The organism is Nocardia sp. NPDC050406 (assembly GCF_044459025.1).
Classification (GTDB): domain Bacteria; phylum Actinomycetota; class Actinomycetes; order Mycobacteriales; family Mycobacteriaceae; genus Nocardia.
The window spans coordinates 1,187,983-1,209,121 of record NZ_JBITIM010000001.1 but is presented as its reverse complement, the minus strand read 5'-3'; the positions used below and the strand labels follow the sequence as shown (position 1 = coordinate 1,209,121).

At 68.7% G+C, this 21,139-nt stretch carries 19 protein-coding genes; 15 read left to right on the top strand and 4 right to left on the bottom strand.

Annotated features, from left to right (window positions below; translation table 11 throughout):
* Both ACIBH2_RS05725 and ACIBH2_RS05720 read right to left on the bottom strand, forming a co-directional pair.
* Nucleotides 1–495, bottom strand: coding sequence for a VOC family protein (locus ACIBH2_RS05725; protein WP_397113854.1), 495 nt, complete (start codon nt 493–495; stop codon nt 1–3).
* Between the two features lie 56 nt (nt 496–551).
* Complete coding sequence (locus ACIBH2_RS05720) at nt 552–1,448, bottom strand: alpha/beta fold hydrolase (RefSeq protein ID WP_397113852.1); 897 nt, start codon at nt 1,446–1,448, stop codon at nt 552–554.
* 365 nt (nt 1,449–1,813) lie between these two features.
* On the opposite strand from ACIBH2_RS05720, the gene pyrR reads away from it, so the two are divergent.
* The 14 genes from pyrR to ACIBH2_RS05650 all read left to right on the top strand — a co-directional run bounded on the left by pyrR (nt 1,814) and on the right by ACIBH2_RS05650 (nt 18,730).
* Complete coding sequence (pyrR, locus tag ACIBH2_RS05715) at nt 1,814–2,449, top strand: bifunctional pyr operon transcriptional regulator/uracil phosphoribosyltransferase PyrR (protein ID WP_397113849.1); 636 nt, start codon at nt 1,814–1,816, stop codon at nt 2,447–2,449.
* Nucleotides 2,446–3,411 (top strand): aspartate carbamoyltransferase catalytic subunit, encoded by a 966-nt coding sequence (locus tag ACIBH2_RS05710; protein ID WP_397113847.1) that lies wholly within the window; start codon nt 2,446–2,448, stop codon nt 3,409–3,411. Before pyrR ends, ACIBH2_RS05710 begins: the two co-directional genes overlap by 4 nt.
* On the top strand, nt 3,408–4,760 hold the full coding sequence (locus tag ACIBH2_RS05705) for a dihydroorotase (protein WP_397113845.1): 1,353 nt from the start codon (nt 3,408–3,410) through the stop codon (nt 4,758–4,760). The genes ACIBH2_RS05710 and ACIBH2_RS05705 overlap by 4 nt, the downstream gene beginning before the upstream one ends.
* Nucleotides 4,761–5,255, top strand: coding sequence for a transporter (locus tag ACIBH2_RS05700; RefSeq protein WP_397113843.1), 495 nt, complete (start codon nt 4,761–4,763; stop codon nt 5,253–5,255).
* Nucleotides 5,252–6,367, top strand: a complete 1,116-nt coding sequence (carA, locus tag ACIBH2_RS05695) for a glutamine-hydrolyzing carbamoyl-phosphate synthase small subunit (protein ID WP_397113841.1) — start codon at nt 5,252–5,254, stop codon at nt 6,365–6,367. The genes ACIBH2_RS05700 and carA overlap by 4 nt, the downstream gene beginning before the upstream one ends.
* On the top strand, nt 6,367–9,672 hold the full coding sequence (gene carB / locus ACIBH2_RS05690; protein ID WP_397113839.1) for a carbamoyl-phosphate synthase large subunit: 3,306 nt from the start codon (nt 6,367–6,369) through the stop codon (nt 9,670–9,672). Before carA ends, carB begins: the two co-directional genes overlap by 1 nt.
* A gap of 4 nt (nt 9,673–9,676) precedes the next feature.
* Nucleotides 9,677–10,501, top strand: a complete 825-nt coding sequence (pyrF, locus tag ACIBH2_RS05685) for an orotidine-5'-phosphate decarboxylase (RefSeq protein ID WP_397113836.1) — start codon at nt 9,677–9,679, stop codon at nt 10,499–10,501.
* Nucleotides 10,502–10,657: 156 nt separating this feature from the next.
* Nucleotides 10,658–11,287 carry a LysE family translocator gene (locus tag ACIBH2_RS05680; protein ID WP_397113834.1) on the top strand — a complete coding sequence of 210 codons (630 nt, stop codon included), beginning with the start codon at nt 10,658–10,660 and terminating at the stop codon, nt 11,285–11,287.
* Nucleotides 11,288–11,876: 589 nt separating this feature from the next.
* A complete protein-coding gene (mihF, locus tag ACIBH2_RS05675) occupies nt 11,877–12,200 on the top strand; it encodes an integration host factor, actinobacterial type (RefSeq protein WP_033086940.1) in 324 nt (107 codons plus the stop codon).
* A 7-nt stretch (nt 12,201–12,207) separates the two neighbouring features.
* Nucleotides 12,208–12,813, top strand: a complete 606-nt coding sequence (gene gmk / locus ACIBH2_RS05670) for a guanylate kinase (RefSeq protein ID WP_397113832.1) — start codon at nt 12,208–12,210, stop codon at nt 12,811–12,813.
* Between the two features lie 54 nt (nt 12,814–12,867).
* Nucleotides 12,868–13,134: a DNA-directed RNA polymerase subunit omega gene (rpoZ, locus tag ACIBH2_RS05665; RefSeq protein WP_397116828.1), complete on the top strand. Its 267-nt coding sequence runs from the start codon at nt 12,868–12,870 to the stop codon at nt 13,132–13,134.
* Nucleotides 13,135–13,223: 89 nt separating this feature from the next.
* Entirely contained in the window at nt 13,224–14,474 is a 1,251-nt protein-coding gene (coaBC, locus tag ACIBH2_RS05660; RefSeq protein WP_397113830.1) for a bifunctional phosphopantothenoylcysteine decarboxylase/phosphopantothenate--cysteine ligase CoaBC, read from the top strand.
* 248 nt (nt 14,475–14,722) lie between these two features.
* Nucleotides 14,723–15,937 (top strand): methionine adenosyltransferase, encoded by a 1,215-nt coding sequence (gene metK, locus ACIBH2_RS05655; RefSeq protein ID WP_397113828.1) that lies wholly within the window; start codon nt 14,723–14,725, stop codon nt 15,935–15,937.
* A gap of 15 nt (nt 15,938–15,952) precedes the next feature.
* Nucleotides 15,953–18,730: a hypothetical protein gene (locus tag ACIBH2_RS05650; protein ID WP_397116826.1), complete on the top strand. Its 2,778-nt coding sequence runs from the start codon at nt 15,953–15,955 to the stop codon at nt 18,728–18,730.
* 32 nt (nt 18,731–18,762) lie between these two features.
* Here the strand turns inward: ACIBH2_RS05650 and ACIBH2_RS05645 are convergent, their stop codons facing one another.
* Nucleotides 18,763–19,602 (bottom strand): NAD(P)H-binding protein, encoded by an 840-nt coding sequence (locus ACIBH2_RS05645; RefSeq protein ID WP_397113826.1) that lies wholly within the window; start codon nt 19,600–19,602, stop codon nt 18,763–18,765.
* A 75-nt stretch (nt 19,603–19,677) separates the two neighbouring features.
* Between ACIBH2_RS05645 and ACIBH2_RS05640 the strand changes: the two genes are divergently transcribed.
* Nucleotides 19,678–20,259 (top strand): TetR/AcrR family transcriptional regulator, encoded by a 582-nt coding sequence (locus ACIBH2_RS05640; protein ID WP_397113824.1) that lies wholly within the window; start codon nt 19,678–19,680, stop codon nt 20,257–20,259.
* Between the two features lie 12 nt (nt 20,260–20,271).
* On the opposite strand, the gene ACIBH2_RS05635 is transcribed toward ACIBH2_RS05640, so the two are convergent.
* Nucleotides 20,272–21,075: an ABC transporter ATP-binding protein gene (locus ACIBH2_RS05635; protein ID WP_397113822.1), complete on the bottom strand. Its 804-nt coding sequence runs from the start codon at nt 21,073–21,075 to the stop codon at nt 20,272–20,274.
* Nucleotides 21,076–21,139 lie beyond the last annotated feature (64 nt).

Genomic DNA, 21,139 nt, shown 5'->3' with positions numbered 1-21,139 from the left:
TCATGCGGGATCGGGCACCGGGAACCCCGCCGCCCGCAGGTAGTCGGCCTGCTCACTGTTCGGATCGAGCGGGCGCGCGGCGGTCATGACGACCCGGGTGTTCTCCGGCGTCACGACGGTGACCTCGGTGCAGTTCCACGGCATCTCCTCCGGGCCGCTCACGCATCCCGGCACGAGTTCGGTACAGCGGCTGACGATTTCGTCGTTCTGACTCAGCACACAGGAGAAGTTGACCCGCAGCGCGGACGGTTCGGCGGCCGGTTCCCCGGCGACCAGCAAGACGTCCTGGAAGGCCCAGCGCCGCAGGTGGACCAGGACACCGGGAATGGAGAAGATGTCGATGAACCCGAGCCCGCGCATCCAGAAGTCCCGGGACTCGTCGATATCGGCGGTCGGGACGGTGACGAATTGCGGCATGCCGTAGTAGTTCCGGTAGACCTCGGGGGCCACCGCGTCCAGCGCGGGGATGGGGACGGGGCTGATGTAGTCGTTCATGCCCCCGAGGTTCGACCCTCACGTCGCGTGAGGGTCAAATCCGCTCGGCCGCGGCGTCAGCGCGCGTGCACGTGGGCCCGCACGAAATCGACCACCGCATCGGTGAATTCGTCATTGGCGTCACTGGCGGCGGTATGCGCGGCCGCGCCGATCTCGGCGTAGTCGGCGTGGGGGACCAGTTCCCGGAAGGCGGCGACGCCCTCCTCGCTCACCACATCCGAGAGCGCGCCGCGCACCAACAGCACCGGAATGGTGAGCTCGCGCGCCGCCGCCTCCAGGACCTCGGTGTGCAGTTCGATGTCCTCGCCCGCGCCGCGCCGCGACATCATGGCCGGATCCCAGTGCCAGTACCAGCGGCCGTCGTCGCGCTGGCGCAGATTGCGCAGCAGCCCTTCGGGATTGCGCGGCCGTCGCCGATGCGGCAGATATTCGGCCACGGCATCGGCGGCCTCCTCCAGCGAGGCGAAGCCGTCCTGATGGCCGCCGAGGAAATTCAGCACCCGCTCCACGCCCGCCTTCTCCGGCCGGGGCACCACATCGACCAACACCAGACCGGTGATGCGCTCACGCTGAGGATGTGCGGTGGCGAGCAGCCCGGTGAGCCCGCCCATACTCGCGCCCACCACGAAGGCCGGTTTGTCGAGCTGTGCTAGCACGCCCATGAGGTCTTCCACCATGGCGTCGCGCCGGTAGTCGCCGTCGGCCGCCCAGTCGCTGTCGCCGTGTCCGCGGGCATCGAGCAGCACCGCGTGCAGCCCGGCCTTGGCCAGCGCCAGCCCGGAATCCTTCCAGGAGTGCCGGGTCTGCCCGCCGCCGTGTAGGAACACCACGAGCGGGCCGTCGGTGGGGCCCCAACCGTCACCGGCCAGGTCGATACCGCCGTGGCCGCGGAAGGTGAGGCGGGTGGGTTCGGTGAAGTCAGCTTCATTGCTCACCCCACGAGCATCGCACATAGCGATATACAGCGTATGAATCCAGTTCGCCAACCGGGATTCACGCTGGTCGCTCCCTCCGCAGGGGAGATGGAACATACCTACACGTAAATATGCGCATCTAAACATGTGAGCCGTGCGATTCTCGGTGTCGCTCCGGTCGAACCGTGAACCTCACCACAGCCTCAATCGGCCCGTAACTGCGCGATTGCCGCTGGAACCGGCGGTTTTCGAATTCACGCAGGTGAAAACGGGGGAGGAGGCTCGCCGCGGTGGCGGTTGCCGAGGGGGTGCGGCGGTTTCGACCTGCGACGGCGCTGTTAGGCTCTCTCCCCGGAAAGACATCCTTTAACGGACCGTCCAGTGAGGCGGGGAAGGAGGTCGACATGGTCGTGCCCGAAGACCGGGCCGCCAAGTCGAGCGCTGGCGAGCACTCGCAGCGGCATGACCCCGAGCGGGTGCAGGTCGGGCGCGAATTGCTGTCGGATTCGGATGTCGGCCGCACCATCGCGCGCATGGCGCATCAGATTATCGAGAAGACCGCCCTCGATTCCAACGATCCGGCCGCGCCCCGCGTAGTGCTGATCGGAATCCCCACGCGCGGAACGACTCTCGCCAATCGACTGGCGCTCAAGATCGAGGAGTTCGCCGGGGTGCGCCCCGCCGTCGGCTCCCTCGACATCACCCTCTACCGCGATGATCTGCGCAGCCGCCCGCACCGTCCCCTGGAGCGCACCTCGGTGCCCGAGGGCGGTATCGAGGACGCGCTGGTCGTGCTCGTCGACGATGTGCTCTTCTCCGGCCGGACCGTGCGCTCCGCCCTCGACGGGCTGCGCGATCTGGGCCGTCCCCGCGCCGTGCAGCTGGCGGTGCTCATCGATCGCGGGCACCGCGAACTCCCCATTCGCGCCGACTACGTCGGCAAGAACGTGCCCACCGCGCGCTCCGAGGACATCGGGGTGCTGCTGCGCGAGCACGACGGACGTGACGGTGTCTACCTGGGCCAGGAGGGGGAGAAGTGAAGCATCTGCTGTCGGTCACCGACCTGGACCGCGACGCCGCCAGCGGTTTGCTGGACGAGGCCGAGCGCTTCGAACAGGCCCTGCTGGGCCGCGAGGTCAAGAAGCTGCCGACGCTGCGCGGGCGCACCGTCATGACGGTGTTCTTCGAGAACTCCACCCGCACCCGCGTCTCCTTCGAGGTCGCCGGTAAGTGGATGAGCGCTGACGTCATCAATGTGAGCGCGTCGAGTTCTTCTGTCTCCAAGGGTGAATCGCTGCGCGATACCGCGCTGACCCTGCACGCGGCGGGCGCGGACGCGCTCATCGTGCGCCACCCGGCCTCCGGCGCGGCCCATCAGATCGCGCGCTGGTTCGCCGAGATGCAGGAGGGCGCAAGCGGTTACGACGGCCCCGGCCCGGCCATCATCAACGCCGGTGACGGTATGCACGAGCACCCCACCCAGGCGCTGCTGGACGCGCTGACGCTGCGTCAGCGCCTCGGTGACCTGGACGGCAAGCGCGTCGTACTGGTCGGCGACATTCTGCACAGCCGGGTCGCGCGCTCGAATGCCTTCCTGCTCAGCACCCTTGGGGCCGAGGTGGTGCTGGTCGCGCCGCGCACGCTGCTGCCGGTGGGCGTGGAGTCCTGGCCGGTGCGGGTCTCGCACTCCCTGGACGCGGAGCTGCCCGGTGCGGACGCGGTGATGATGCTGCGGGTGCAGGCCGAGCGCATGAACGGCGGATTCTTCCCCTCGGCGCGGGAGTACTCGATCAACTACGGCCTCAACCAGCGTCGGTTGAACATGCTCGACGAGCACGCGGTGGTGCTGCACCCGGGCCCGATGCTGCGCGGTATGGAGATCGCCGCCTCGGTCGCGGATTCCCCGAAAGCGGCTGTGCTGCAACAGGTCAACAACGGAGTTCATATGCGCATGGCGGTGCTGTTCCGCCTGCTGGTCGGAACGGATGAGGTGGTGGCGTGAGCGAGGCGACCGGAAACCCGGGCAATGTGCTGATCAAGAACGCCCGCCTGTACGGCGAGGGCGAGCCGGTGGACGTGCTGCTCGCCGACGGCGAGATCCGGGCCATCGCCACGGATCTGGGCCAGCCGTCCGATGCCGAGATCGTGGACGGCACCGGCCAGTACCTGCTGCCCGGCTTCGTGGACCTGCACACGCATCTGCGCGAGCCGGGCCGCGAGGACACCGAGACCATCGAAACGGGTTCCGCCGCAGCCGCTCTCGGCGGCTACACGGCGGTGTTCGCCATGGCCAACACCAGCCCGGTCGCCGACTCGCAGGTCATCACCGACCATGTGTGGCGGCGCGGCCAGGAGGTCGGCCTGGTGGATGTGCACCCGGTGGGCGCGGTCACGGTCGGTCTGCAGGGCAAGCAGCTCGCCGAGATGGGCACCATGGCCGCCGGTGAGGCCAAGGTGCGCATGTTCTCCGACGACGGGCACTGCGTCTACGACCCGCTGATCATGCGTCGCGCGCTGGAGTACGCGAACTCCCTGGGCGTGCTCATCGCCCAGCACGCCGAGGAGCCGCGGCTCACCAATGGCGCTGTGGCGCACGAGGGTCCGAACGCCGCCCGCCTGGGTCTGGCCGGGTGGCCGCGCGCCGCCGAGGAGTCCATCGTGGCCCGTGACGCGCTGCTGGCCCGCGATGCCGGTGCGCGCGTGCACATCTGCCACGCCTCCACCGCGGGCACCGTGGAACTGCTGAAATGGGCCAAGGCGCAAGGGATCTCGATCACCGCCGAGGTGACCCCGCACCACCTGTACCTGGACGACTCCCGCCTCGAGACCTATGACGCGGTGAACCGGGTGAACCCGCCGCTGCGCGAGGTCTCCGATGTGCGGGCGCTGCGCGAGGCGCTGGCCGACGGCATCATCGACTGCGTCGCCACCGATCACGCCCCGCATGCCGAACAGGACAAGTGCTGCGAGTTCGCCGCCGCGCGTCCGGGCATGCTCGGCTTGGAGACGGCGCTGTCGATCGTGGTCGCGACCATGGTGCGCGGTGGCCTGCTGGACTGGCGCGGCGTCGCCCGGGTGATGAGCGAGAACCCGGCGCGGATCGCGGGACTCGACGATCAGGGTCGGCCGATCGAGGTGGGCGAACCGGCCAACCTGGTGCTGATCGACCCGGATACCGCGTGGACGGTGCGGTCCAAGGATCTCGCCAGTATCGCGGAGAACACCCCGTACGAGGCGTTGACGCTGCCCGGTTTGGTGATGGCCACCTTCCTGCGCGGGCGCAACACCGCACGCGAGGCGGCGAAGATCGCCGGGGGAGCCCGGCGGGCGGGGAATCGAGGAGGACCGTAAATGGAGCGCACGCTGTGGGTGGTCGGAATGTTCGCCCTGTTCGTACTGGCCGTGTGGCTGATGTACCGGGCATGGACGGGCAGGGCGCGCAAGCAGGCGTCGTCCATCGGTGACCTCCCGACCGTGCCCGCCGACTGCGGCGCGCAGGTGTTGGAGCCGACCACGGGCCTGTACTTGGGCAGCACGCTCGCCCCGAGCTGGATTCAGCGAATCACGGTGGGCGATCTGGGTTTCCGGGCCACGGCGGAGATGACTCGCTTCGAGCGCGGCATTCTGCTCGAGCGCGACGGCACCGCGCCGATCTGGATTCCCAACGAATCCATCACCGCGGTGCGCACCGAGCGCGGACATGCGGGGAAAGTAATGACGGAAGATGGTGTGCTGGTAATTCGCTGGACGCTGCCGACCGGAACCGAGGTGGATACCGGATTCCGGGGTGACGACAAAACGGTGTACCCGTCCTGGACGGGTGCTATGAACGGAGACGAGGCATGAGCGGCGATACCGCGGTAATGGTGCTGGAGGACGGCCGGGTATTCCGGGGCTCGACCTTCGGCGCCGTCGGACAGACTTTGGGCGAGGCGGTGTTCTGCACCGCGATGACGGGGTACCAGGAGACGCTCACCGACCCCTCCTACGACCGCCAGATCGTGGTGGCCACCGCGCCCCAGATCGGCAATACGGGCTGGAACGACGAGGACGACGAGTCGCAGCGCATCTGGGTGGCCGGATACGCCGTGCGCGACCCCTCGCGCCGCGCCTCCAACTGGCGCGCCAACCGCACCCTGCAGAGCGAGCTGGAGAACCAGAACGTGGTGGGCATCGCGGGCATCGACACCCGAGCCCTGGTGCGGCACTTGCGCACTCGCGGTTCCATGAAGGCGGGCATCTTCTCCGGCGCGGCCCTGGCCGACTACGAGGAGCTGCTCGACCGCGTCAACGGCCAGCCCTCCATGCTGGGCGCGGATCTGGCCGGTGAGGTCTCCACCGACGAGATGTACACGGTGGAGCCCGAGGGCGAGCACCGGTTCACGGTGGTCGCGGTGGACCTGGGCATCAAGTCCAATACCCCGCGCATGTTCGCCCAGCGCGGGATGCGGGTGCACGTGGTGCCCTCGAACGTGACCATCGACCAGATCAAGGAACTGAACCCGAACGGTGTGTTCCTGTCCAACGGCCCGGGCGACCCGGCCACCCAGGACGACGCGGTCGCGCTCACCCAGGGTGTGCTGAGCGAGGGGCTGCCGCTGTTCGGCATCTGCTTCGGCAACCAGATCCTGGGTCGGGCGCTGGGCCGCAAGACCTACAAGATGAAGTTCGGCCACCGCGGCATCAACATCCCGGTCGTCGAACACCACAGCGGGCGCATCTCGATCACCGCGCAGAACCACGGCTTCGCCCTGGAGGGCGAGCGCGGCGAGGTGTTCGACACCCCGTTCGGCAAGGCCGAGGTCAGCCACGTGTGCGCCAACGACGGCACCGTCGAGGGCCTGAACCTCATCGACGGCAAAGCCTTCTCCGTCCAGTACCACCCGGAAGCGGCCGCCGGTCCCCATGACGCCGCGTACCTGTTCGACCGCTTCGCAATGCTGATGGAAGGAGCCTGATGCCTCGCCGCACCGATCTCAACCACATCCTGGTGATCGGCTCGGGCCCGATCGTCATCGGCCAGGCATGCGAGTTCGACTACTCGGGTACGCAGGCGTGCCGGGTGCTGCGCTCCGAGGGCCTGCGGGTGTCGCTGGTGAACTCCAACCCGGCGACCATCATGACCGACCCGGAATTCGCCGACTCCACCTACGTGGAGCCGATCACCTGGGAATTCGTCGAGAAGGTCATCGCCAAGGAGCGTCCGGACGCGATCCTGGCGACCCTGGGCGGTCAGACGGCGCTCAATTGCGCTGTGGCGCTGCATGAGAACGGCATTCTGGAGAAGTACAACGTCGAGCTCATCGGCGCGGACTTCGAGGCCATTCAGCGCGGTGAGGACCGGCAGAAGTTCAAGGACATCGTCGCCAAGGTCGGCGGCGAATCCGCGCGCTCCAAGGTCTGCTACACCATGGACGAAGTCCGCGAAACCGTTGCGGAGCTTGGTTATCCGGTGGTCGTGCGCCCGTCGTTCACCATGGGCGGCCTGGGTTCGGGTATGGCCTACAACGAAGAGGATCTCGATCGCATTGCCGGTGGCGGCCTGGCCGCCTCGCCGACCGCGAACGTGCTCATCGAGGAATCCATCCTGGGCTGGAAGGAATTCGAGCTCGAGCTCATGCGTGACCGCAACGACAATGTGGTCATCGTCTGCTCGATCGAGAATGTCGACCCGATGGGCGTGCACACCGGCGACTCGATGACGGTCGCCCCGGCCATGACCCTCACCGACCGCGAATACCAGAAGATGCGCGATCTCGGCATCGCCATTCTGCGCGAGGTCGGAGTCGACACCGGCGGCTGCAATATCCAGTTCGCGGTGAACCCGGTGGACGGCCGCCTGATCGTCATCGAGATGAACCCGCGCGTCTCGCGGTCGTCGGCGTTGGCTTCCAAGGCAACGGGTTTCCCGATCGCCAAGATCGCCGCCAAGCTGGCCATCGGCTACACCCTCGACGAGATCGTCAACGACATCACCAAGGAGACCCCGGCCTGTTTCGAGCCCACGCTCGACTACGTGGTCGTCAAGGCTCCGCGCTTCGCCTTCGAGAAGTTCCCCGGTGCCGACCCGACGCTGACCACCACCATGAAGTCGGTGGGTGAGGCGATGTCGTTGGGCCGCAACTTCTCCGAGGCTCTGGGCAAGGTGCTGCGCTCGCTGGAGACCAAGGCCGTGGGCTTCTGGACCCAGTCCGATGGCGACTGGACCGATGTGGAGCGGATTCTCGAGGATCTGCGCACTCCGGTCGAGGGCCGCATCTACCAGGTGGAGCGCGCGCTGCGCCTGGGCGCGAGCGTCGAAACCGTCGCCGCCGCTTCGGGAATCGACCCGTGGTTCGTCGACGAGGTCGCCGGACTGGTGGAGCTGCGTCAGGAGATCATCGACGCGCCCGTGCTCGACGAGCCGCTGCTGCGCCGGGCCAAGCACCATGGCCTCTCCGATCGCCAGATCGCCGCGCTGCGACCGGAACTCGCGGGTGAGGACGGGGTGCGCGAGCTGCGCCACCGCTTGAACATCCGCCCGGTGTTCAAGACCGTCGACACCTGTGCCGCCGAATTCGAGGCCAAGACCCCGTACCACTACTCGGCCTACGAACTCGATCCGGCCGCGGAGTCCGAGGTCGCGCCGCAGCGCGAGCGCGACAAGGTCATCATCCTGGGTTCGGGCCCCAACCGCATCGGTCAGGGCATCGAATTCGACTACAGCTGTGTGCATGCCGCGCAGACGCTGTCGGAGGCCGGGTACGAGACGGTCATGGTCAACTGCAACCCGGAGACCGTGTCGACCGACTACGACACCGCCGACCGCCTCTACTTCGAGCCGCTGACCTTCGAGGACGTGCTCGAGGTGTATCACGCGGAGACCGAGTCGGGCACCGTCGCGGGTGTGATCTGCCAGCTCGGCGGCCAGACGCCGCTGGGTCTGGCGCAGCGCCTCACCGATGCGGGCGTCCCGGTGGTCGGCACCTCCGCCGCCGCCATCGACCTCGCCGAGGATCGCGCCGAATTCGGCGATGTGCTTGTCGCGGCGGGACTTCCGGCTCCCAAGTACGGCACCGCCACCACCTTCACCCAGGCCAAGAAGATCGCCGCCGAGATCGGCTACCCGGTGCTGGTGCGCCCGTCCTACGTGCTCGGCGGCCGCGGTATGGAGATCGTGTACGACGAGCCGACACTCGAGGGCTACATCTCCCGCGCCACCGATATCTCCCCGAACCGCCCGGTGCTCATCGACCGGTTCCTGGAGGACGCCATCGAGATCGACGTCGACGCGCTGTGCGACGGCGACGAGGTCTACCTGGGCGGGGTCATGGAGCACATCGAGGAGGCCGGTATCCACTCCGGTGACTCGGCGTGCGCGCTGCCCCCGATCACCTTGGGCCGCAGCGATATCGAGGCCGTGCGGCGCTCCACCGCGGCGCTGGCCAAGGGTATCGGCGTCAAGGGTCTGCTGAATGTGCAGTACGCGCTCAAGGACGATGTGCTCTACGTCCTCGAGGCCAACCCGCGCGCCAGCCGCACCGTGCCGTTCGTCTCCAAGGCCACCGCGGTGTCGCTGGCCAAGGCCGCGGCGCGAATCGCGTTGGGGGCCACCATCGCCGACCTGCGCAAGGAAGGCATCCTGCCCGCCGAGGGCGATGGCGGTCACGCGCCGTTCGACGCCCCCGTGGCGGTGAAGGAGGCCGTGCTGCAGTTCCACCGCTTCCGCCGCAAGGACGGCACCGGTATCGATTCGCTGCTCTCGCCGGAGATGAAGTCCACCGGTGAGGTCATGGGCATCGACGCCGATTTCGGTACCGCCTTCGCCAAATCGCAGACCGCCGCCTACGGTTCGCTGCCGACCGAGGGCACCGCGTTCGTGTCGATCGCCAACCGCGACAAGCGCGCCATGGTGTTCCCGGTCAAGCGCCTGCACGATCTCGGATTCCGCATCATCGCCACCGAGGGCACCGCGGAGATGCTGCGCCGCAACGGCATTCCCTGCGATCCGGTGCGCAAGCACTCCGATGAGGCCACCGATCAGCCCAGCATCGTGGACATGATCAAGGACGGGGACGTCGACATCGTCTTCAACACCCCGTACGGCAACAACGGTCCGCGCGTGGACGGCTACGAGATCCGCACCGCGGCAGTGGGTGCGAACATCCCGTGCATCACCACCGTGCAGGGCGCGGCCGCGGCGGTGCAGGGCATCGAAGCCACCATCAACGGCGGTATCGGTGTGCGATCGTTGCAGGAACTCCACGCCACCCTGCGAGGCTGACCAGATGACGAGTTTCGGTGTGCGGCTGCGGGATGCGATGCGCGAGCACGGACCGCTGTGCGTGGGTATCGACCCGCATCCGCCGCTGTTGCGGGCCTGGGGCCTGACCGAGGATGTGACCGGGCTGAAGTCCTTCACCAATGCGTGTGTGGAGGCCTTCGCCGGTCGGGTCGCCCTGGTCAAACCCCAGGTGGCGTTCTTCGAAACCTATGGTTCGGCCGGAATCATGGTGCTGGAGGAGGCCATCGACGAACTGCGTGACGCGGGCACCCTGGTGCTCGCCGACGCCAAGCGCGGCGATATCGGCTCCACCATGGACGCCTACGCGCACGCCTGGCTCGGCGACGGTCCGCTGGCCAGCGACGCGCTGACGGTCTCGCCGTATCTCGGATTCGGTTCGCTGACACCGGCTCTGGAGCTGGCGCAGGCCAATGGGCGCGGCGTGTTCGTGTTGGCGGCCACCTCCAATCCGGAAGCGGCCGAGCTGCAACGCATCACCGGCACCGACGGTCGGTCCATCGCCCAGCGCATGGTCGACGACGCGGCCGCGCAGAACGCGGGCGCGGAATTCGGTTCGGTCGGCGTCGTCATCGGGGCCACCCTCACCGAGGCCCCGGACCTGAGCTCGCTCAACGGCCCCATCCTCATGCCCGGCGTGGGCGCGCAGGGCGGGGGAGCGGAGTCCATCCGAAACCTGGTGTCGGACAGCGATCTGCGCGCGGTGGTGCCCAATGTGTCACGCGAGGTGTTGAAGGCGGGTCCGTCGGTCGCCGCCCTCCAGGCCTCGGTGGGCGCGCTCAGCGACGAATTCGCTTTCCTGCAAGGCTGATAGCGGCGTTCGCGCCCGCTCCGGCAGGATTGTGGCCGGGATTCCCGCTCGTCGACGTATGGATGCGCGGGGCTCCCGGCCACAAGCACGCCGGGGGCCGGTGTGAAGGTCTGGATACCGAGGCCGTAGGGCGGCCGGGTCTCGTAATCTGGTCGAATGTTGTCCACCGCACAAGTGCTCGCACTCGCCGGGGTCATGCTGCTCGGATCCATCTCTCCCGGACCGGATTTCGTCATAGTCGTCCGCAATGCGGCGGTCTCCGGACGCCGCGCGGGGATCGCCACCGCCGCCGGAATCGCCGTCGGCGTGCTGGTGTGGTCGCTGATCACCGCCGTCGGCATCGCCGGACTGCTCGCCGCGTCGGCCATGGCCTACACGGTGGTGAAGCTGGTCGGCGCGGTCTACCTGGCCTACCTCGGTATTCGCGCCCTGCTGGCGGCGCGGCGCGGCGACTACGAGATCGAGGCCGATCTCGGTCCCAAGCGCCACGGCATCGCCGCCTCGTTTCGCCAGGGCGTGCTGACGAACCTGCTGAACCCCAAGTGCGCGGTGTTCTTCATCGCCCTCATCCCGCAGTTCCTGCCCGCCGACCCGTCCCCGCTGAGCGCGCTGGAACTGGCCGTGGTCTGCTGCGTGGTGAATCTCGCGTGGTTCACCACCCTCGCCGTCGCCATCGGCGCGCTGCGCCACGTCTTCACCCGCCAGCGGGTGCGCCGCGCCATCGACGCCGCCATGGGCACCCTCATGGTCGCCCTCGGCATTCGAATCGCCGTGCAGAGCAACTGATTCCCGTTCGACGGTCGCGGCGCTCGCCCCGCCCGGCCCGCGGCCCGGGCGGTCTCGGGTTGCCCGCGGTGTGATCGAAAAGCGCTCAGTGCGCTTCTGCGCGCTGTGAGGCCAGATCCGGCACTGGGAACTACACCGCTGTGGTTTAAAGCGCGTACGGCCGCTCAGGAGGCTGTTTCACACCCTTCAGGGCCTTCCTCACCAGGCCCGCTGTGATTTCGACGGACCGACTGTGAGCCGCGACACGCGGTACGCTTTTTAGGCGACACGCCGAGAAATCCGAGAAACTTCCAGGTCGGCTGATTACAGCTCGGTCACGGTTTGTACAGGTCCCAACTCACGCCGTTCACGCGGTCGCAAGAAAACCGAAAAAGCCCTGGCAGCAAGGTAGTTCGAGATTTCGCCAGGACGATGGCCGGAGCCGCCCGACGCGGCCCCGCGAAGACGGCCGTTCCACCTACCCGTGCCCGGAATCACGCGCTGACCTGGGGGGTGGGTTCGCAATCGCCAGGCGTCGTGGGTACGGTCGCTGAGACCGCCGGGTTCACCCGGCGGGAGTAGATGCAATGAACGATGAGACGGAGGAACCGTGGCCCTTCCCCAGCTGACTGACGAGCAGCGCGCCGCTGCTTTGGAGAAGGCGGCTGCCGCTCGCCGCGCTCGGGCGGAGCTCAAGGAGCGCTTGAAGCGTGGCGGTACCGATCTGAAGACGGTCCTTGCCGATGCCGAGAAGGACGAAGTTCTCGGCAAGATGAAGGTGTCGGCTCTGCTGGAGGCGCTGCCGAAGGTGGGCAAGGTCAAGGCGGCCGAGATCATGAGCGAACTGGAGATCGCTCCTACCCGCCGCCTGCGCGGACTGGGCGACCGGCAGCGTAAGGCGCTGCTGGCCCGGTTCGACTTCAGCGCCGAATAATCCGAGGGTGGTCGAACACACTCGGAAGGGTCGACTGGTAGTCCTGGTCGGCCCCTCGGCCGTAGGAAAGTCAACCGTCGTGCGCTGTGTGCGCGAACGGTTGCCGGAATTGGTATTCAGTGTTTCGGCCACCACCCGGGCTCCCCGGCCCGGCGAGGTCGACGGTCGTGACTACCGGTTCGTCACCAGGGAAGAGTTCGACGCCATGATCGCGGCGGGCGACCTCCTGGAATGGGCCGATATCCACGGCGGACTACAGCGGTCGGGCACCCCGGCCGCACCCGTGCGGGAGGCCCTCGCGGCCGGTCGTTCGGTGTTGGTCGAAGTCGACCTCGAAGGGGCGCGCTCGGTACGCCGGGCGATGCCCGAGGCCACCCTGGTCTTTCTGGCCCCGCCCAGCTGGGACGAGTTGGTGTCCCGGCTCACCTCCCGGGGTACCGAATCGCCCGAGGTCATCGAGCGGCGACTGCAGACCGCGAAGACCGAATTGGCGGCCTGTGACGAGTTCGACATCGTCATAGTGAACGACGAGGTGACAGCCGCCTGTGAGCGGTTGGTATCGTTGTTCGTTAGCACAAATTCGAGGTCTGCCTCGAATCCCGGCACTTCCTAGCCGGACGCCCACCCGAACGACAACCCCGCAGGAGCCTCCCTAGTGAGTACGGACATGAAGACCGCGCCCGCCTACGACACTCCGGTCGGCCTCACCAACCCGCCGATCGACGAGCTGCTGGAGCGCACCTCGTCCAAGTACGCGCTGGTTATCTACGCGGCCAAGCGGGCGCGGCAGATCAACGACTACTACAACCAGCTCGGCGACGGCATTCTCGAATACGTCGGCCCGCTGGTCGAGCCGGGTCTGCAGGAGAAGCCGCTGTCGGTGGCCATGCGCGAGATCCACGCCGATCTGCTCGAGCACTCCGAAGGCGAGTAAGACCGAGTCATTCGGATAACCCGTTATTCGGACAGCTCAGAGAACAACGACGGCGCTGGAGGCCACACAGTGACCACTCCCTTCGCGCGATGCGGCGCGACCAACCTCCGGGGCGTGCGGTGACCCGGATCGTCGTCGGAGTCGGCGGCGGCATCGCCGCCTACAAGAGTTGCGCCCTCGTGCGCCGGTTCACCGAGACCGGCCACGAGGTTCGCGTCATTCCCACCGAGGCCGCGCTGCGGTTCATCGGTAAGGCCACCTTCGAGGCGCTCTCGGGCAACCCGGTCAACACCGGTGTGTTCGCCGATGTGCCCGAGGTGCCGCACGTGCGGCTCGGCCAGGAGGCCGAACTGGTCGTCATCGCGCCCGCCACCGCCGACCTCATGGCGCGGGCCGCGCAGGGACGCGCCGACGACCTGCTCACCGCCACCCTGCTCACCGCACGATGTCCCGTGCTCTTCGCCCCGGCCATGCACACCGAGATGTGGGAGCATCCGGCCACCCAGGCGAATGTCGCGACCCTGCGCGCGCACGGCGCGATCGTCATGGAACCCGCGCACGGCCGGTTGACCGGCGCGGATACCGGCGCCGGTCGACTGCCCGAGCCGGAGGAGATCTTCGCGCTCGCCTCACTGCTGCTCGAACGCGCCGACGCCATTCCTCGGGATCTGGAAGGCCGACGCCTGGTGATCTCGGCGGGCGGCACCCGTGAACCCCTGGATCCGGTGCGCTTCCTGGGCAATCGCAGCTCCGGCAAACAGGGCTACGCCTTGGCCCGGGTGGCCGCGCAACGCGGTGCGCAGGTGACGCTCATCGCGGGCAACACCATCGGCATGCCCGCCCCGGCGGCGGTCGAGGTCGTGAACATCACCACCGCCGAACAGCTCAAGACCGCGGTCGACAAGCACGCGCTGGGCGCGGACGCGGTGATCATGGCGGCGGCGGTGGCCGATTTCCGGCCGGTGAACGTGGCGGCGGCGAAAATCAAAAAAGGTGCGGGCGAACCGAATTCGATCGAACTCGCCAAGACCACCGATATTCTCGCCGGTCTGGTGCAGGCCCGAAGAGACGGGCAGCTGCCCGGCACCGCGATCGTCGGCTTCGCCGCCGAGACCGGGGACGAACACGGCGACGTGCTCACCCACGCGCGCTCCAAACTGGCTCGCAAGGGCTGTGACCTGCTGGTGGTGAACGCCGTCGGCGAGGGCAAGGCCTTCGAGGTGGACCACAACGACGGCTGGCTGCTCGGGGCCGACGGCACCGAGATCGCGTTGGACCACGGGTCCAAGGCGCTGCTGGCCAGTCGGGTGTTGGACGCGCTCGGGCCGCTGTTGCGTTGAGAAGGAACACAGCCGCGGTGACGGGAATACCGTCGCGTTGACCAGCGCTGACGAATGTCGTACCGCTCAGGGCGCAGACTGTCTGAGTCGGTATGGATTCGTCACCTGGACGCGGCGTGCCGGGCACCCCGTCGTGGCCCCCGTGGCCGATGCTTTGGAATAGTCTGAGACAAAGGGTTGTGCAGTCGGGGGAGCCCGCTACTGTCGCAAGCCGTTACGAGAAACCCGTTGAGGGAGAGGGAAGAACTGTGCGCACGTCTGGCAGCCGCCTATTCACCAGTGAGTCCGTGACCGAGGGTCATCCGGACAAGATCTGTGACGCCATCAGCGATTCCATCCTCGACGCGTTGCTCGCGGCCGATCCGCGCAGCCGTGTCGCCGTGGAGACCCTGGTGACCACCGGTCAGGTGCACGTGGCCGGTGAGGTCACCACCACCGCCTACGCCGATATCCCGACCATCGTGCGGGAGAAGGTCCTCGAGATCGGATACGACTCCTCCGCAAAGGGATTCGACGGCGCCTCCTGCGGCGTGAACGTCGCCATCGGCGCGCAGTCGCCCGATATCGCCCAGGGCGTGGACACCTCGCACGAGGCCCGCGTGGGCGGCGAGGACGACGCCATCGCGCGCCAGGGCGCGGGCGACCAGGGCCTGATGTTCGGCTACGCCACCATCGAGACCCCCGAGCTCATGCCGCTGCCGATCTCGCTGGCGCACAAGCTTTCCCGTCGCCTCACCGAGGTGCGCAAGTCCGGCGTGCTGCCGTACCTGCGGCCCGACGGCAAGACCCAGGTCACCATCGAATACGACGGCGCGGTGCCCAAGCGCCTCGACACCGTGGTCATCTCGACCCAGCACGCCGCCGATATCGACCTCGACAACCTGCTCGCGCCCGATATCCGCGAGAAGGTCGTCGACGCGGTGCTGGCCGACCTGGAGCTGCCCACGCCGCTGGACACCTCCGATGTGCGGCTGCTGGTCAACCCGACCGGCAAGTTCGTGCTGGGCGGCCCGATGGGTGACGCGGGCCTGACCGGTCGCAAGATCATCGTCGACACCTACGGCGGCATGGCCCGTCACGGTGGCGGCGCCTTCTCCGGCAAGGATCCGTCGAAGGTGGACCGCTCGGCCGCCTACGCCATGCGCTGGGTCGCCAAGAACGTCGTCGCCGCCGGACTCTCCGAGCGCGTCGAGGTCCAGGTCGCCTACGCCATCGGCAAGGCCGCGCCCGTGGGCCTGTTCGTGGAGACCTTCGGCACCGAGCAGATCGACCCGACCAAGATCTCCGCGGCCATCGGCGAGGTCTTCGACCTGCGTCCCGGCGCGATCATTCGCGATCTGGACCTGCTGCGCCCCATCTACGCGCCGACCGCCGCGTACGGCCACTTCGGCCGCACCGACGTCGATCTGCCGTGGGAGCGCACCGACCGCGCCGAGAAGCTGCGCGCCGCCGCCGGACTCTAATTGGCCGACACCGACATGGCGGCGGGAGCGCCGGGCCCGGAGGACGTATCGCACGTCGCCACACCGGGTGCCGCTCCCGCCGCCGTCGTCGTTCCCGGGTCGCGCCCCATCGCCCGGGTCCTGCCCTTGCTCGAACCCGCCCATCTGGACCGGGATTTCGACTACCTGGTCCCGCCCGAGATGGACGGACTCGCCCAGCCCGGCGTGCGGGTGCGAGTCCGCTTCTCCGGCCGTCTCGTCGACGGGTTCGTGCTCGAGCGCCTCGAAAAGACCGAGCACACCGGCAAACTCGTGAAGCTGGACCGCGTCGTCTCCGGCGAGCGGGTACTGACCCCCGAGATCCTGCGACTGGTGGAAGCCGTCGCCGCCCGCTATGCGGGCACCCGAGCCGACGTCCTCCGCCTGGCCATCCCGCCCCGGCATGCCCGCACCGAAGCCGAGCAGGCGAAACCGGCGAAACCGGCGCGCGGTACTGGTGGTAAGGCGAAGGCCGTGCTCATGGCAGGCAACACCGGCCCCGTGTCAGGAGTGGCCGAGGCTGAGAAATATTCGGGCTCGAGCGATTCCGACCCCTCGGACGAATCAGCGAAGCCGGTGACGACGGCAGCCGCGGGCTCGACCGCATCGGCTGCCGTGGCCGCTGACCCCGCCTGCGCTCACGACGGCGGAGCAGTAGAAACCACTGCGCCCTCCCGCGCGGACGAATCGGGACTGGCGGAAACACCCATCGTCGCCTCAGGTGCCGAGCGTGGCGAGGCCGAAGCGGCGAATCCGGCTGCGGCGGACATCGATTCGGGTGGGAACGCCCGTCGTGGCTCGGGCCCGGCGGGGAATGCCGAGGAGGCAGCGCCGGTCGATCGCACGGCGGGTGTGGATGTGGATCCTGCGGTGGTCGGCGACTGCGACGCCGCCGATCCGGCGGTTGTTGTTGCGCCCGCCGAGGACCGTGGACAGTCGGCGGCGTCCGCGGTGGGGGTGACGGACGCTACCGCCGATAGTGCGAGTGCCGAGACGGAAGGCGTCGAGTCAGCGGATTCGGACGCACCGGCGGACGATCGCACGGCCGTTGCGGCGGGCGGGCCGCCGAGTGTCGGCGTCGCGGACCCTGTTGCGGCGATTGTCGATTCGGACGAGTTCGAGGAGTGGTCGCGGTATGTGCACGCGCGGTCGTTCCTGACGGCGGTGGCGGCGGGGCGGGGGCCGCGGGCGGCGTGGCAGGCGGTGCCGGGGGAGGACTGGGCGCGGCGGCTGGCGGAGTTGGCGGCCGTGACGGTGCGCAGTGGGCGGTCGGCGATCCTCATGGTGCCCGATCAGCGGGATTTGGATCGCGTGCTCACGGAATGTGTCGCGTTGGTGGGGGAGTCGGCGGTCGGGCTGTCGGCCGGATTGGGGCCGTCGGCGCGGTACCGGCGGTGGCTGGCGGCCCTGCGGGGGACCGCGCGGGTCGTGGTCGGTACCCGCAGCGCGGTGTTCACGCCGGTGCACGACCTGGGGCTGATCGCCCTCTGGGATGACGGCGACGATACCTACGCCGAGCCGCGCTCGCCGTACCCGCACGCGCGCGAGGTCGCGATGCTGCGCGCGCACGAGACCGGGGCGGCCTTCGTCGCGGCCGGGTTCGCCCGGACCGCCGAGGTGCAGGCCATTGTCGAATCCGGTTGGGCGCACGACCTTCTCGCCGAGCGGAGCGTGCTGCGCGCGCGGATGCCGCGTATCTACGCCCCCGGTGACAACGATGCCGCCATGGAGCGCGATCCGATCGCGCGCGCGGTGCGCATTCCGGGCCAGGCGTTCCTCGCGGCCCGCCGGGCGCTCGCGGCGGGTGACCCGGTGCTGGTGCAGGTTCCGCGCCGGGGTTACATCCCGGCGCTGGCCTGCGCCAAATGCCGCACCCCCGCGCGCTGTCGGCACTGCAACGGCCCACTTGCCCTGCCGGACACCGGCTCCGCGGCCGGAGCGACGCCGCGCTCGGGGTCACGAGAACTCGGCGTCGCGGCGGTGCGCACACCCACCGGTGAGGCCGCGCACAGCCCGAGTTGCCGGTGGTGCGGTATCACCGAGGCCGCGTTCCGTTGTGGCGCTTGCGGTTCGCGGGCGCTGCGCGCGGTGGTGATCGGTGCGGTGCGGACCGCCGAGGAGTTGGGGCGGGCGTTTCCCGGTGTGCCCATTCGCGGTTCGGGTGGCAAAGAGGTGTTGAGCTCGGTGCCGGAGGGCCCGCAGGTGGTGGTCTCCACCATCGGAGCCGAACCGCCGGTGCCGGGCGGCTACGGCGTCGCGCTGCTGCTCGACGGCTGGGCGCTGCTCGGCCGCGCCGACCTGCGCGCCGCCGAGGACGCCCTGCGCCGCTGGATGTCCGCCGCCGCGCTGGTCCGCGCGAACGGCCAGGTCATCGTCATGGCCGAACCCACCATCCCCACCGTCCAAGCCCTGGTCCGCTGGGATCCGGTGGGCCACGCCCACTTCGAGCTCTCCGGCCGCACCGAGGTCCGCTTCCCGCCCGCCGTGCGCCTGGCCGCCATCGACGGCACCACCGACACCATCGCCGAATTGCTCGGCGAGGCACAGCTTCCCGGCGACGTCGAAGTCCTCGGCCCGGTTCCGCTTCCGTTCGGCGCCCGCAAACCCTTCTCCGGCGACGCCACCCCCGCCGAGGTCGAGCGGATGATCCTGCGGACCGACCGCGCGCACGGCGCGACCCTGGCCCGAGCCCTCGCCGCCGCCTTGGCCGTCCGCAGCAGTCACCGCTCCGACGGCCCTTTGCGCGTCCAGATCGACCCCATCGACATCGGCTGACTTTCACCGATCCCGCTGCGGCCGAACGTCTTTCAGCGGAACGCGTCGATATTGCGTCGCGCCCACGCGGCGAACGGGCGAGCGGGCCGACCCAGCACGGTGTCGATATCGGGACTGATCCGCAGTTCGTCCTCGGTGGGCGCACCGAGAATCGCCAGCGTCGTCTCCACCGCGTCGGCTGGCATGAACGTCAGCATCTGCGCCCGCGCTTGCTCCGCCGTCACCTCTTCGAATCGCACACTCTCACCGAGGATTTCACCCAGTACCCGGGTGCGCTCCCGCGGCGTCTCCGCCACCGGACCGGTCAACACATACGTCCGCCCGGCATGACCGCTCTCGCGGAGCGCGGCCGCGGCCATCGCCGCGATATCCTCCGGATCCACGAACGGCACCCCGACATCACCGAACGGCGCGCTGACGGTTCGCGCGCCCCGCACCTGCTCGGCCCACGCCAGGACATTGGACTGGAAACCACTGGGCCGCAATATCGTCCACTCCATCCCGGACGCCCGCACCGCCTCCTCGATCGCCGCGCCGAGCTGCCCATGTGACGCGCTCTCCGGCCGGGTCGCGACACCCTGCGACGACAACAACACGACCTGACGCACTCCCGCCGCCCGCGCCGCCGCGAGCACGCCCGGCACATCGGCCGCGAACGATCCGGGCGCGAACAGCAGAAACAGCTTCTCGGCCCCCTCCAGCACGCCCGCGAACCCCTCGGCATCGGTGAGGTCACCCGCCACCGCCCGAACCCCCTCCGGCAGCGCCTCCGGTGCTCGCCGCGCCACCGCCGTCACCTTCTCGCCCGCCTCCGCGAGCATCCGCACCAAGGGCCGCCCGACATTGCCGGTCGCTCCGGTCACCACGATCATCTTCACTCCTGAGTTAGTGGACTGACTAACACCGAACCGTAGCCGGTGGGACGGCGGTTGTCTATAGTCAGTTGGGTGACTAACTCAGTCGAGTCCAAGCGCGCGACGCCGGGCAAACGCGAGCGTCTCGCCGCGGCGGCCGCCCAGGTCTTCCACCGGCAGGGCGTCGAGAAGACCACCATCGCCGATATCGCGCGCGCGGCCGATGTGCCGGTGGGGAATGTGTACTACTACTTCAAGACCAAGGATCAGCTCGTCCAGGCGGCGATCGGGGCGCATGCCTCCGAACTCGACGCGATCATCGCGCATCTGGAGGAGCTCGACGCTCCCGCCGAGCGGTTGAAGTCGCTGGTCCGCGGCTGGGTCGAACAACGTGACCTGGCAGCGCGATTCGGGTGTCCGTCGGGCACCCTCGCCACCGAACTCGACAAGCGCGACGATGGTTTGGAGGAGGAGCTCGCGGCTGTCATGCGCCGCCTCGTCGACTGGGCCGAACGCCAATTCGCCGCCATGGGACGCGCCGACGCTCGGGAGCTGGCCGTCGCCCTGATCGCCGCGTATCAGGGAATCTCGTTGCTCACCAATACTTTCCGGGATCCGGAACTGATGGAGATCGAGGGCCGCCGCCTGGAACGGTGGATCGACTCACTGGCCTGAGACCCTGCGGGGTCAGCCGAGCGGCGACGGCTGGGCCGGGCGCACGCTCCACCGCCGCTCGCTGCGGGTGATCCGCACCGGGTAGTCGAAGCACTCCGACACCAGCTCGGTGGTGAGGACGTCGTCGACCGGACCGGCGGCCAGGGTTCGCCCGCCGCGCAACAACATCGCGTGCGTGGTGCCCGGGGGAAGTTCTTCCAGGTGGTGCGTCACCAGGACCGATGCCAGGTCCGGATGGGTGTGCTGGAGGCGGTCGATGCGCTCGAGCAGGTGTTCGCGGCCCGACAGGTCCAGGCCGGTGGCGGGTTCGTCCAACAGGAGCAGGCGCGGGCTGGGCATGAGGGCGCGGGCGATGAGCATGCGACCGCGCTCGCCCTGGGACAGGATGGGCCACTGCGCGTTTCGCCGATGCGCCAGGCCCATCAGATCGATCAGGCGATCGGCCTCGGCGACCTGCTCGGCCGATGGCGTCCACCGAGGCAGCAGATCCGCGGAATTGGTGAGCCCGGTCAGCACGATCTCGTGCACGGTCAGCGGCACGCCCGGATTGTGGCGGGGGTCCACATGGCCGATGGCGGTGCGCAGCGCCCGCATGTCGACCCGACCCAGGCGATGGCCCAGCACCTCGACCGAACCTCGGGTGGGGTGCTCGAACGCGCCGAGCATCTTGAGCAGGGTCGTCTTGCCCGCGCCGTTGGGCCCCAGCAGTGCCCAGTGCTCACCCGCGCGGACGGTGAGGTTCACCGAGCGCAGAATCGCGTTCCCGCTGCGCACGAAGTCGACGTCTCGGACCTGGAGCAAGGCACTGTCGGACATGTCCACACGGTAGCAAACTCCTCAGACAAGCTGTGGGGTGCGGGGTGATTCCGACCGGTCGCGA